We start from the raw sequence: 13,903 nt of genomic DNA on the forward strand, positions 1-13,903 counted from the left end.
CTACCGACACCACAACACATCATCTGGCCGACCTGCATGCACTGTTTCAGACAGTCGCAGGTGCGTGGCCGAGTTGTATTCGTCTGACTATTGGAATGTCTATGTCCCGCTTTACTGCTGCCTCCCGTTTGCCCTTTACCCTCAGCACCCTGTGCTGTGCGATTCTGGCAACCACCGCTGTGGCCGACGAACATGCCGGGCACAGCAATGAGCTGAGCCCGCTGGTGATCACCGCCATCGCCCCCAGCTCACCGCTGACCATCGTCACCAACCCCAAGGACCCGCGCCAGCCCGTGCCTGCCAGTGACGGCGGCGACTACCTCAAGACCATCCCCGGCTTCGCCCTGATCCGCAACGGCGGCACCAATGGCGACCCGGTGCTGCGCGGCATGTTCGGCTCGCGCCTGAATATCCTTACCAACGGCGGCATGATGCTCGGCGCCTGTCCCGGGCGCATGGACGCACCCACCTCCTACATCTCGCCGGAAACCTACGACCAGCTCACGGTGATCAAAGGCCCGCAAACCGTGCTCTGGGGCCCGGGCGCCTCGGCGGGCACCATCCTCTTCGAACGCGAGCCCGAGCACTTCGGCGAACTGGGCACACGGGTCAATGCCAGCCTGCTGGCGGGTTCCAACGGGCGCTTCGACAAAACCATCGATGCCGCCGCCGGTGGCCCGCTGGGCTATGTGCGGGTCATCGGCAACACCGCCCATGCCGATGACTACAAGGACGGCAACGGCGACACCGTGCCGTCGCGTTACGACAAATGGAACGGCGACATTGCCCTGGGCTGGACCCCGGACGCCGACACCCTGCTGGAACTCACCGCCGGCAAGGGCGACGGTGAAGCGCGCTCGGCCGGACGCGGCATGGACGGCAGCCAGTACAAGCGCGAAAGCCTGGGACTGCGCTTTGAAAAGTCCAATATCGGCGACGTTCTCGACAAGATCGAAGCCCAGGTCTACTACAACTACGCCGACCATGTGATGGACAACTACACACTGCGTACCCCGTCGGGCACCGGCATGATGGCCGGGCCGATGGCGTCCAACGTCGACCGCCGCACCCTCGGTGCGCGGATCAAGGCCACCTGGCGTTGGGCCGATTACCAGTTGATCAGCGGCATCGATGCGCAGACCAACGAACACCGCAAACGCATGGGCATGGGCATCGATACCTACAAGGACCAGAACTGGAGCAAGGACGCCGATTTCCACAACTACGGCGCCTTTGGCGAGTTGACCTGGTACGCCGCCGAGCGCGACCGGCTGATTACCGGTGCTCGTCTTGACCGCGCATCCGCCAAGGATTACCGCGCCCGACTCGGCTCGGGGATGATGAGCAAGCCCAACCCGACCCTGGACAAGACCCGCGCCGACACCCTGCCCAGCGGTTTTGTGCGTTACGAGCATGACCTGAGCGACAGCCCGACCACCCTGTACGCCGGGCTGGGCCACACTCAGCGCTTCCCCGATTACTGGGAGCTGTTTTCGCCGAGCTCCGGCCCGACCGGTTCGGTGAATGCATTCGACGCCATCAAGCCCGAGAAAACCACGCAGCTCGATGCGGGCCTGCAATACAAGACCGACACCCTGGAGGCCTGGGCCTCGGTGTACGCCGGCGAGATTCGCGACTACATCCTGTTCGACTATGCCAAGGGCTCATCCCAAGCGCAAAACATCAACGCCCGGGTCATGGGCGGCGAGTTGGGCGCGGCGTATCAGTTGACGTCAAACTGGAAAGCCGACGCCACCCTGGCCTACGCCTGGGGCAAGAACACCAGCGATGGCAAGGCCCTGCCGCAAATGCCGCCGCTGGACACCCGCCTGGGCCTGACCTACAGCGAAGACGACTGGAGTGCCGGCGCCCTGTGGCGCGTCGTGGCGCGCCAGGACCGCATAGACCGCAACGCGGGCAATGTGGTCGGCAAGGATTTTGGCAAAAGTGCCGGCTTTGGCGTGTTCTCGTTGAACGGTGCATACCGCATCAACAAAAACCTCAAGGTCAGCGCCGGGGTCGACAACCTGCTGGACAAAAACTACAGCGAGCACCTGAACATGGCGGGCAACGCCGGGTACGGCTACCCGGCCAATGACCCGCGCGCCATCAATGAACCAGGCCGCACGCTGTGGACCAAGGTGGATGTGAGTTTCTGACAAACCGCCAGCCCTCACCCCAACCCTCTCCCGGAGGAAGAGGGAGCTGATTTGCGCCGTGCTTGAACCCGCTGCGGTCAGTCCCCTCTCCCTCTGGGAGAGGGCTAGGGTGAGGGTCTTTACTGACGACAACAATTTCAACCTTGCGGAGCCGCTCACATGAGCCGACCAACACCGTCTTTCTACAACCTGGCCTGGCGCTGGCATTTCTACGCCGGGTTGTTTGTCGCCCCGTTTATGATCCTGCTTGCCCTGACCGGGATCATTTACCTGTTCAAACCCCAGCTTGATCCACTGCTGTACGACCATCTGCTCAACGTCACCCCGGCCCATCACAGCCTCAGCGCCGATGAGCAACTCAGCCGTGTGCAGGCCACTTATCCACAGGGCCATATCAGCCAGTACCTGCCGCCGATCAATCCGCAACGCAGCGGCCAGTTCGTGGTTCACAACGACGGGCACGAGCTCAATGTGTTTATCAACCCCTACACCGGCCAGGTGCTGGGCGAGCAGGATGCCAAGCTCAACCTGCAAGCCGTGGCGCGCGCCCTGCACGGCGAATTGATGATCGGCACCCTCGGCGACCGGCTGGTGGAACTGGCCGCTGGCTGGGGCGTGGTGCTGGTGGTGTCCGGCCTGTTCCTGTGGTGGCCGCGGGGGCAATCGGCTGCCGGAATTCTATGGCCGCGCCTGAGCAGGCGCGGGCGCGTGCTATGGCGCGACCTTCACGTTGTCACAGGGTTCTGGGGGGCCGCCTTGCTGCTGTTCATGTTGATCAGCGGCATGACCTGGACCGGCTTCTGGGGCAAGCAATATGCCGACCTGTGGAACCGTTTCCCGGTAGCCATGTGGAACGACGTGCCGAAGTCTGATATCGAGGCCCGCAGCCTCAATACCGCCAACCGCCAGACCGTGCCCTGGGCAATGGAAAACACACCGATGCCGGTCTCCGGCGCCCACGCCGAACATATGGCCCACGCCGCGCACACCTCAGGCCCCGCCGCCCCCGGCATCACCCTGCAAGCGGTGGTCGACACCGCCACGGCCCGCCAGGTCGAGGCCGGCTACAGCATCACCCTGCCGACCACCGCTACCGGCGTATTCACCATTGCCGTATTCGCCGACGACCCGCGTAACGACGCCACCCTGCATGTCGATCAATACACCGGCACGGTACTGGCCGACGTGCGTTGGCAGCATTACAGCAATGTCGCCCGCGCCACCGAAATGGGCGTGATGCTGCACGAAGGCAAGTTGTTTGGCCCGCTCAACCAGATCGTGATGCTGCTGGTGTGCCTGATGATCCTGCTCAGTTCCGTAAGCGGCCTGGTGATCTGGTGGAAGCGTCGCCCGCAAGGCGGTTTGGGGGTTCCGCCGCTGCGTCACGACCTGCCGACCTGGAAGGCCGGCGTTGCCATCATGCTCGCTCTGGCTATCGCGTTCCCGCTGGTGGGCGCCTCGTTGATCGCAGTGTGGGGGCTCGACCGGTTATGGCTGATGGTGCGCAAACTACGGCCGGATGAGCGCCTTTCATAACCAGCATGAACCATCCGAGAGGCGCATTGCAGAGCCACCCCTATAATGGCACGCCAATATCATGCGCGAAATAAGTGTTACTGTATAACAAAACCATTTAAGCTCCATCACCCGCCGCCAGGAGGCAGCGGGGACACCCTCTGAAATAAGCGACTCACTGCCCTGATGAACAAGTACTTTTTGTCCAGTCTCTGCCTGCTGGCGCTGAACAGCGCCCAGGCCGATGACGCCGCCCCCTCTCTGATGCTGCCTGCCGCGAGCGTTACCGCGCCTGAAGTCGAGATTGAAAGCATCGACCTCAAGACCGCCACCAGCGCCGGCTCACGCCTGAACCTTACCGGTCTCGAAACGCCTGCCAGCGTTGAAAGCCTGACCGGCGCGCAAATCCGCGCCCGTGGCGACCGCAGCGTGCAGGACGCCGTGACCCGCACCACCGGCATCAGCAACACCGGCACACCGGGCAACGGCGGCTCCGCCTATTCGGCCCGGGGCTTTGTCGGCGAAGGCTCGGTGATGCAGCTCTATGACGGCGTACGCATGTACAGCGGCGCGGGCACCGTGACCTTCCCGGTGGACGACTGGTCGGTGGAACGCATCGACGTGCTGCGCGGCCCGGCCTCGGTGCTGTATGGCGAAGGCGCTACCGGCGCAGTGATTAACGTAATCCCGAAAAAACCCTTCTCCGGTGCCATAGAAAACCATGTCCGTGTGGGCTACGGCTCGTACGACACCCGCCAGCAGGCACTCGACAGCGGTGGCTCGCTGACCGATACCCTGAGCTATCGGTTGAATATCAACCACGTCCAGAGCAATGGCTGGATCGACCACGGCGACTCCGAAAACACCTTTGTCAGCGCCGCTCTGCGCTGGCAGGCCAGCGATGACCTGGCGTTTACCCTGAGCCACGACTATGGCGATCAGGAGCCGCAAAACGATTTCGGCGTACCGCTGATCAATGGCCGGTATCACCAGAGCCTGCGGGACAAGAACTACAACGTGCGCGATGCAAAACTGCATTACAACGACCAGTGGACGCGCCTCAATACTGAATGGCAGATCAACGACGCCCTCAGTGCCAACAACGAGCTGTATTACCTCAAGGCCCAACGCCGCTGGCAGAACGCCGAAAACCACGCCTGGAATGAAAGCCAGCAGACCTTGCTGCGCAGGGGCTACTTCAGCATCAAGCACGAGCAGGAACAAGTCGGCGACCGCCAGACCTTCACCCTCAACCACGACCTGTTCGGCCTTGAAAGCAGAACCCTGGTGGGCGCGGATTACAACCGCATCCACTTCAACCTGCACAGCAACTCGCCGTATAAAGACGTGAATGAAAACGGTCAGCCGATTGACCTGTACCACCCGGATCGTGGCGAATTTGAAAGTGACTCGCCGTACCGCGATCAATACACCACCACCACGCAACAGGTTTCGCTGTTCGCCGAAAACCGCACCGAGCTGAGCGATCAACTGTCGCTGGTCACCGGCGTGCGCCGCGATATCGTGCATCTGGACCGCGATGACTTCGCGGTCAATGGCGACGCCACTCGAACTGACCGCAGCCTGTCGGCCAACAGCTGGAAAGTCGGGTTGGTATACGAACTGACCCCGGACATGTCGATCTATGCCCAGCAAGCCACCAGCGTTGATGGCGTGGGCGGCTTGATCAGCCTGAGCGAAAAGCAGCAAAACTTCGAGCTGGCCCATGCGCGCCAGACCGAAATCGGCTTCAAGCAGATGTTCTGGGATCAGCGCGGCGAATGGACCCTAGCGGCCTATCACATTGTCAAAAAAGACCTGCTGACCTCCGACCCGAATATCCCGGGCAATACGCTGCAAGTGGGCGAGCAGTCCTCCAGCGGCCTGGAAGCCAGCCTTGACCTGCAACTGCCGCAGCGCTGGGCGTTGCAAGCCAACGCCTCGGTGGTGCGCGCGCAGTACGACAAGTTCGACGATGAAGGCGTATCGCGCAAAGGCAACCGTCCCACCGACGTACCCCGTCGCACCGCCAATCTGTGGTTGAGCAAGGCCATCAACGATGATGTAAGTGCCGGTGCCGGCGTGCGCTATGTCGACTCGCGTTATGCCGACATGGCCAACAACGTCGAGCTGCCGAGCTACACCGTGGTAGACGCCAGCGTGAGCTGGAAAGCGATGCCCAAAACCACCCTGGGTTTGCGTTTGAACAATTTGTTCGACCGCCAGTACGCCGTAACCCAATACAATGGCGGCCAGCAATGGATCATGGGCGAACCGCGTTCGTTTTTCGTGACGGCTGATTACACCTTTTAACCGCTGGCCCTCACCCTAACCCTCTCCCGGAGGGAGAGGGCTAGGGTGAGGGGCTTTTGACTTTAAAGAACAACCGGACTTTTATGACCCGCCTCACCCTCACCCAGCTCGCCTGGAGCCCTCTGGGCCACGGCCATTGCCATCACCAGTTCCAGCTGCGTGATGCCAACCTGCATGTCGCGGCGGGTGAGTTTGTGGGGCTGATCGGGCCCAACGGCAGCGGCAAGACCAGCCTGTTGCGCTGCGCCTACCGTTTCAGCAAGCCGCAATCGGGCACTGTCCAGCTCGACCGCCACAATCTCTGGCAGCAATCACCCCGCTGGTGCGCGCAACGCATCGCCGTGGTGTTGCAAGAATTCCCCGACACTTTCGGCCTGACCGTCGATGAAGTGGTCGCCATGGGCCGTACCCCGCACAAAGGCCTGTTCGATGGCGACACCCAAGCTGATCGCCAACTGGCCACAAACGCCCTCGCATCCGTCGGCCTGCAGGGTTTTGAAGACCACGCTTTCGCCACCCTCTCGGGCGGCGAAAAACAACGGGTGATCCTGGCCCGTGCCCTGACCCAGCAACCCGAACTGCTGATCCTCGACGAGCCCACCAATCACCTCGACCCGCGCTATCAGCTGGAGTTGCTGCAACTGGTCAAGCGCCTGAACATCGGCACCCTGGCCAGCATCCACGACCTCAATCTGGCCGCTGCCTTTTGTGACCGGCTGTACGTCATTGACCACGGCAAGATCATCGCCAGCGGCACGCCCCGTGAAGTCTTGACTGTGGAGCTGTTGCGCGACGTGTTTGGCGTGGCGGCCCTGATCGACGACCATCCGCTGTCCGGCTACCCGCGCATAACCTGGATAACCCACGCATGAACCTGATTCGTTTCGCCCTCTGCCTGGGCGCAGTGCTCGCCTCGCCCCTGGCCTTTGCCGAGGCCACGCAGTACCCGCTGACTATCAAGAGTTGCAATCGCGACGTAACCTTCGACCAGGCCCCCAAACACGCGGTCAGCCATGACATCAACATGACCCAGATGATGCTCGCCCTCGGTCTCAAGCCACACATGGCCGGCTACAGCGGGATCAGCGGGTGGAAGGCCGTGACCCCGCAGATGAAAGTGATCCTCGATGGTCTGCCGGAACTGGCGAGCAAATACCCGTCAGTGGAAACCCTGCTCAATGCCAACGTCGATTTCTTCTTCGCCGGCTGGGACTACGGCATGCGCGTGGGCGGCGACCTCACGCCGCAAACCCTGACCCCGCTGGGCATCAATGTGTATGAGCTGACCGAGTCCTGCGCATTTGTGATGAAGCGCCCGCCCGCCAGCATGGAAGACACCTATAACGACCTGCGCAACCTGGGCAGGATCTTCGACGTGCAGGATCGCGCCAGTGCGTTGATCGCCCAGATGCAGGCAAAAATTGCAGACGTCCAAAACACCCTGCCCACCTCGAAGCCCCGGGTTTTCCTGTATGACAGCGGTGAAGACCGGGCCATGACTTCGGGCAAACTGGGTATCCCCCACGCATTGATCGAAGCCGCCGGTGGCAACGATATCCTCAGCGATATCGACGCCAGCTGGACCCGTATCAATTGGGAAACCGTGGTCGAGCGCAACCCCGAAGTCATCGTGATCGTTGATTACAGCGAGGTCACCGCCGAGCAGAAACAACGCTTCCTGGAAACCAACCCGGCGCTGCAATCGGTAGACGCGATCCGTAACAAGCGCTTTATCGTTATCCCTTATGTGCAGGCCACGCCGGGCATCGACAATGTGCTCGCCATCGAAACCCTGGCTAAAGGCTTTCACCCGCAATGATGGCCAGCCGCTACGCCCTGTTGCTGACTGGTCTTGGCGCATTGCTGCTGGTGTCGTGTGTGGTTTCGCTGGGTTTTGGCCCGGCGCGGGTGCCAGTGGACGTGGTGTGGCAGATTCTGCTGCACAAGCTGTTTGGCATCGGCGACGTTAACTGGAGCGCGGGCCAGGAACATATCGTGTGGCTGATCCGCGTGCCGCGCATGTTGCTGGGGGCGCTGGTGGGCGCAGGGCTGGCACTGATCGGCGCGGTGTTGCAGGCCGTGACCCGCAACCCCCTGGCCGACCCGCACCTGCTGGGTGTGACCAGCGGCGCCACGCTGGGGGCGGTGATTGTGGTGCTGCATGTGGGCGAAATCGTCGGGCTGCTGACCCTGCCCATTGCCGCATTTATCGGGGCGCTGTTGAGCATGGCTCTGGTACTGGCCATCGCCAGCCGACACGGCCGGCTCGACAGCGACCGTTTGCTGCTGTGCGGCGTGGCCGTATCCTTTGTGATGATGGCCGTGGCCAATACCCTGCTGTTTCTGGGCGACCACCGGGCCAGTTCCGCGGTGCTGTTCTGGATGCTCGGCGGGCTGGGACTGGCGCGCTGGGAGCTGCTGGCCATCCCCAGCGCCAGCGTGCTGCTGGGGCTGGTGTTGCTGCTGGGTATGGCACGCCCGCTGAATGCCCTGATGGCCGGCGAACAAACCGCCGTGACCCTGGGCTTGAATGCGCGCAATGTGCGCCTGCGGGTATTTTTGATCGCCTCGCTGATGACCGGCGTGCTGGTGGCCATCAGTGGCTCCATTGGTTTTGTCGGGCTGATGATTCCGCATATCGCCCGCCGCCTGGTGGGCGCGGAGCATCGACGTCTGCTGCCGGTATCCGCCTTGCTGGGCAGTGTGTTCCTGGTCTGGGTCGACGTGGCGGCACGCACCCTGATCGCCCCCGAAGACCTGCCCATAGGCGTGGCCACGGCGGCGATTGGCGGGCTGTTTTTTATCGGGTTGATGCGCAAACGCTAACACCGCCTGACAGGGCGGTAGTGAGTCAAACCCGCAAAGCACCAAGGTGAAGCATAACCCCGCACCACGCCTTCCCGGCGGCACCAAACGGGTGCGTCGTCGCGCCCACTCTTCGCGCAAAATACTGTTCCAGAGCCCTTTTCAGGTATAGGCACAGCCTTTGCTAAAGACCTCTCCAGTCATTGAATTCATCACTAAAAATCAGAGACCTGGAGATCGCACCATGAAGCGTCGTAGCTTGATCAAGGCTTTCACCCTGAGCGCCTCCATCGCAGCCATGGGCATGACCTGGACGGTGCAAGCCGCCGAGACCATCAAAGTAGGGATTTTGCATTCGTTGTCCGGAACCATGGCGATCTCCGAAACCTCGCTCAAAGACATGGCCCTGATGACCATTGACGAGATCAACGCCAAGGGCGGTGTCAACGGCAAGATGCTCGAACCCGTAGTGGTCGACCCGGCCTCCAACTGGCCACTGTTTGCCGAAAAGGGCCGTCAGTTGCTGACTCAGGACAAGGTTGCGGTGGTGTTCGGCTGCTGGACATCGGTGTCGCGCAAATCGGTACTGCCGGTGTTTGAAGAACTCAACGGCCTGCTGTTCTACCCGGTGCAATACGAAGGCGAAGAGATGTCGCCCAACGTCTTCTACACCGGCGCGGCGCCGAACCAGCAAGCGATTCCAGCGGTGGAATACCTGATGAGCGAAGACGGCGGCAGCGCCAAACGTTTTGTGCTGCTGGGCACCGACTACGTGTACCCGCGCACCACCAACAAGATCCTGCGCGCATTCCTGCATTCCAAAGGCGTGGCCGACAAGGACATCGAAGAGGTCTACACCCCGTTTGGCCACAGCGACTACCAGACCATCGTGGCCAATATCAAAAAGTTCTCGGCGGGCGGCAAGACAGCGGTGATCTCCACGGTCAACGGTGACTCCAACGTGCCCTTCTATAAAGAGCTGGCCAACCAGGGCCTGAAAGCGACCGACGTGCCGGTGATCGCGTTCTCGGTGGGTGAAGAGGAGCTGCGCGGCATCGACACCAAACCGCTGGTGGGTAACCTGGCGGCGTGGAACTACTTCCAGTCGGTAGAGAACCCGGTCAACGCCAAATTCGTGGCTGACTGGAAAGCCTACGCCAAAAAACACAACCTGCCGGGCGCCGACAAGGCCGTGACCAACGACCCGATGGAAGCCACCTACGTGGGCATTCACATGTGGGCCCAGGCGGCCGAAAAAGCCAAGTCCACCGATGTCGACAAGGTGCGCGAAGCCCTGGCGGGCCAGACCTTTGCCGCGCCTTCGGGCTACACCCTGACGATGGACAAGACCAACCATCACCTGCACAAGCCGGTAATGATCGGCGAGATCCAGCCGGACGGGCAGTTCAGCGTGGTATGGCAGACCGAAGGGCCGATCCGCGCCCAGCCGTGGAGCCCTTACATCCCGGGCAATGACAAGAAGCCGGATTACGCGGTGAAGAGTAACTGAGGCCAGCCTCATCGTTGTGCTTTTGTGGGAGCGGGCTTGCTCGCGATGCAGTCAACACGGTTTGACTGAAAGACCGCGTTGCCTGCATCGCGAGCAAGCCCGCTCCCACAGGTGTGTTGAATTGCTTCTATCTGTGCAAGGCCATAACTATGCCCACTGCCCTTTACCGCGTTATCGTCGCGCTACTGCTGTTGCTGCCCCTGGCCGCCCACGCCGACGACGCCAGCGACTTCGCCGCAGCCAATAACGCCCAGCAAGCCCAACTCCTGGAAAGCTGGGCCGCACAACCCGCGCCCGCCCGCATCGAACTGATCAACAGCCTGCAACAGGGCCAGGTCACCGTAGACGGCCAGGTTAAAACCCTGCGCCTGAACAACCGCTTGCGCGGCTTGATCGATACCGCACTGGCCAGCCATCAACTGCTGGCAGCCGACCCCAAGCTGCGCTTGAGCGCAGCGCAACAATTGCAGAAATCCGCCAAACCGGCGCAACTCAATTTCCTCGACCAACAACTGGCCGCTGAAAAGGACAGCGATGTGCACAGCGCATTAAGCCTGGCGCTGGCCAATCTGCAATTGGTCGACCCCAACCCTGCCGTGCGTCTGGCCGCCGTGCGCCTGCTGGGCGAAACTGGCGAACCGCTGGCCCGCACCCGCCTCGAAAACCTGCTGCAACCAGGGGTAGAAACCGATGCCAGCGTGCACACCGCCGCCGAAACCAGCCTGGTGCAAATCAAACGCAAGCTGCTGATCGGCGACCTGCTGGGGCAGGCGTTCAGCGGTTTGTCCCTCGGATCGATCCTGCTGCTGGCTGCACTCGGCCTGGCCATCACCTTTGGCCTGCTGGGGGTGATCAATATGGCCCACGGCGAAATGCTGATGCTCGGCGCCTATTCCACCTACTGCGTGCAGTTGCTGTTCCAGCGCTTTGCTCCCGGCGCCATCGAGTTCTACCCGCTGCTGGCCCTGCCCGTGGCGTTCTTCGTTACCGCAGCCGTGGGCATGCTGCTGGAGCGCACCATCATCCGTCACCTCTACGGCCGCCCGCTGGAGACATTGCTTGCCACCTGGGGCATCAGCCTGATCCTGATCCAGCTGGTACGTGTGCTGTTCGGCGCGCAAAACGTCGAAGTGGCCAACCCGGCCTGGCTGTCGGGCGGGCTGCAAGTGCTGCCCAACCTGGTGTTGCCGTATAACCGTCTGGTGATCATCGTCTTCGCCCTGGCCGTGGTGGTACTGACCTGGCTGCTGCTGAACAAGACCCGTTTGGGCCTCAACGTGCGCGCCGTTACCCAGAACCGCAACATGGCTGCCTGCTGCGGTGTACCCACCGGGCGCGTGGACATGCTCGCCTTCGGCCTGGGCTCGGGGATTGCCGGACTTGGCGGCGTGGCCTTGAGCCAGGTCGGCAACGTGGGCCCGGATCTGGGACAGGGCTACATCATCGACTCGTTTCTGGTGGTGGTGCTGGGCGGCGTCGGCCAATTGGCCGGTACTGTGTATGCGGCCTTTGGCCTGGGTATCGCCAACAAGATCCTCGAACCGCAGATCGGTGCCGTGCTGGGCAAAATCCTGATCCTGGGACTGATCATTCTGTTTATCCAGAAGCGTCCGCAGGGGCTCTTCGCGCTTAAAGGACGGGTGATCGACTGATGAATCAGCCTCTGATGGTCACTGCTGCACAAAAGGCCGGACCTGCGGTCACTACACTGGTGGGCGTTCTGGTCCTGCTGGTATTGCTGGCCCTGCCGCTGCTCTCGCTGTTGCCCGCCGACAGCCCGTTGCAGGTCTCGGCCTACACGCTGACGCTGGTGGGCAAGATTCTCTGCTACGCCATTGTCGCCCTGGCCCTGGATCTGGTCTGGGGCTACGCCGGGCTGCTGTCGCTCGGCCATGGCCTGTTCTTCGCCCTGGGCGGTTACGCAATGGGCATGTACCTGATGCGCCAGGCCTCGGGCGACGAGCTGCCGGCCTTTATGACCTTTTTGTCGTGGACCGAGCTGCCATGGTACTGGGTCGGTACCGAGCATTTCTGGTGGGCAATGTGTCTGGTGGTATTGGCCCCCGGCCTGCTGGCCCTGGTGTTCGGCTTTTTCGCCTTTCGCTCGCGGATCAAGGGCGTGTACTTCTCGATCATGACCCAGGCCCTGACTTTCGCCGGAATGCTGCTGTTTTTCCGCAACGAAACCGGCTTTGGCGGCAACAACGGCTTCACCAATTTTCGCAGTATTCTGGGCTTTGGCATCACCGAGCCGGGCACACGCGCGGCGCTGTTTCTGGCCACCGTGCTGCTGCTGGTGACCAGCCTGTTCCTTGGCTGGCGACTGGCGCGCAGCAAGTTCGGCCGGGTATTGACCGCACTGCGCGACGCGGAAAACCGCCTGATGTTCTGCGGCTACGACCCGCGCGGTTTCAAGCTGTTCGTCTGGGTACTGAGCGCCGTGCTGTGCGGCCTGGCCGGGGCCTTGTATGTGCCCCAGGTGGGCATTATCAACCCGGGTGAAATGTCGCCGACCAACTCCATCGAAGCCGCCGTATGGGTCGCCCTCGGCGGGCGCGGCACCCTGATCGGCCCGCTGCTGGGGGCAGGCGTGGTCAATGGCATGAAAAGCTGGTTTACCGTGGCCTTCCCCGAATACTGGCTGTTCTTTCTCGGGGCGCTGTTTATCGTCGTGACCCTGTACCTGCCTAAAGGCGTGATCGGCCTGCTGAAGAAAAGGGGCGAACAATGAGAATCACACCGACCGCCGAGTTCATGCTCGAACCGGTGCTGGACGCTGGCAGCAGTCGCGACGCCATCGGCCTGGGACAAGCCGCCGGGCCGGGCCTGAACACCCGCCACGGCACCCTCCTGACCCTGGAAGACATCAGCGTCAGCTTCGATGGCTTCAAGGCCCTGAACAACCTCAACCTGTATATCGGCGTCGGTGAACTGCGCTGCATCATCGGCCCCAATGGTGCGGGCAAGACCACCATGATGGATGTGATCACCGGCAAGACCCGGCCCAGCGAAGGCCAGGCCTGGTTTGGCGAAACCCTCGACCTGCGCCAGATGAGCGAAGTGCAGATCGCCCAGGCCGGGATTGGCCGCAAGTTCCAAAAGCCCACGGTATTCGAGGCCCTGAGCGTGTTCGAGAACCTGGAGCTGGCGCAGAAGACCGACAAGTCGGTGTGGGCCAGCCTGCGCGCGAAACTGACAGGAGAGCAAAAGGACCGTATCGGCGAAGTGCTGCATACCATCCGCCTGACCGGCTCGGCCCTGCGGCCTGCGGGGCTGTTGTCCCACGGGCAGAAACAGTTTCTGGAAATCGGCATGTTGTTGATGCAGGACCCGCAACTGCTGTTGCTCGACGAGCCGGTGGCGGGCATGACCGATGCCGAAACCGAATTCACCGCCGAGCTGTTCAAGAGTCTGGCGGGCAAACATTCGCTGATGGTGGTGGAGCATGACATGGGCTTTGTCGGCTCGATTGCCGACCACGTCACCGTGCTGCACCAGGGCAGCGTATTGGCCGAAGGCTCGCTGGAGCAGGTGCAGGCGGATGAACGGGTGATCGAAGTCTACCTGGGTCGCTGAAAACTGCCCGCTCCCACAGGGGCAT

General features: G+C 62.0%; 9 protein-coding genes and 1 pseudogene. All 10 read left to right on the forward strand.

What is annotated here, in order from left to right; translation table 11 throughout:
• Positions 1 to 149 precede the first annotated feature (149 nt).
• A pseudogene (locus HBN79_RS00415) lies at positions 150 to 2,159 on the forward strand (TonB-dependent copper receptor); the annotation flags it as partial.
• Positions 2,160 to 2,318: 159 nt separating this feature from the next.
• Positions 2,319 to 3,695 (forward strand): PepSY domain-containing protein, encoded by a 1,377-nt coding sequence (locus HBN79_RS00420; RefSeq protein ID WP_095025269.1) that lies wholly within the window; start codon positions 2,319 to 2,321, stop codon positions 3,693 to 3,695.
• Positions 3,696 to 3,860: 165 nt separating this feature from the next.
• A complete protein-coding gene (locus tag HBN79_RS00425) occupies positions 3,861 to 5,987 on the forward strand; it encodes a TonB-dependent receptor (protein WP_095031347.1) in 2,127 nt (708 codons plus the stop codon).
• An 83-nt stretch (positions 5,988 to 6,070) separates the two neighbouring features.
• Positions 6,071 to 6,859 (forward strand): ABC transporter ATP-binding protein, encoded by a 789-nt coding sequence (locus HBN79_RS00430; RefSeq protein WP_095001010.1) that lies wholly within the window; start codon positions 6,071 to 6,073, stop codon positions 6,857 to 6,859.
• Positions 6,856 to 7,806, forward strand: a complete 951-nt coding sequence (locus HBN79_RS00435) for an ABC transporter substrate-binding protein (protein ID WP_095001009.1) — start codon at positions 6,856 to 6,858, stop codon at positions 7,804 to 7,806. The genes HBN79_RS00430 and HBN79_RS00435 overlap by 4 nt, the downstream gene beginning before the upstream one ends.
• A complete protein-coding gene (locus HBN79_RS00440; RefSeq protein WP_095001008.1) occupies positions 7,803 to 8,813 on the forward strand; it encodes an iron ABC transporter permease in 1,011 nt (336 codons plus the stop codon). The genes HBN79_RS00435 and HBN79_RS00440 overlap by 4 nt, the downstream gene beginning before the upstream one ends.
• Positions 8,814 to 9,036: 223 nt before the next feature.
• Positions 9,037 to 10,302, forward strand: coding sequence for an urea ABC transporter substrate-binding protein (gene urtA, locus HBN79_RS00445; protein WP_095017659.1), 1,266 nt, complete (start codon positions 9,037 to 9,039; stop codon positions 10,300 to 10,302).
• 149 nt (positions 10,303 to 10,451) lie between these two features.
• The gene (urtB, locus tag HBN79_RS00450) at positions 10,452 to 11,954 is read left to right on the forward strand and encodes an urea ABC transporter permease subunit UrtB (RefSeq protein WP_095025265.1); all 1,503 of its coding nucleotides are present in this window, start codon (positions 10,452 to 10,454) and stop codon (positions 11,952 to 11,954) included.
• On the forward strand, positions 11,954 to 13,033 hold the full coding sequence (gene urtC, locus HBN79_RS00455; RefSeq protein ID WP_095020797.1) for an urea ABC transporter permease subunit UrtC: 1,080 nt from the start codon (positions 11,954 to 11,956) through the stop codon (positions 13,031 to 13,033). The genes urtB and urtC overlap by 1 nt, the downstream gene beginning before the upstream one ends.
• Positions 13,030 to 13,878 (forward strand): urea ABC transporter ATP-binding protein UrtD, encoded by an 849-nt coding sequence (urtD, locus tag HBN79_RS00460; RefSeq protein WP_095001004.1) that lies wholly within the window; start codon positions 13,030 to 13,032, stop codon positions 13,876 to 13,878. Before urtC ends, urtD begins: the two co-directional genes overlap by 4 nt.
• The last annotated feature ends 25 nt before the right edge of the window (positions 13,879 to 13,903 follow it).

This window comes from Pseudomonas sp. WS 5051 (genome assembly GCF_012985715.1).
Lineage (GTDB): Bacteria > Pseudomonadota > Gammaproteobacteria > Pseudomonadales > Pseudomonadaceae > Aquipseudomonas > Aquipseudomonas bubulae.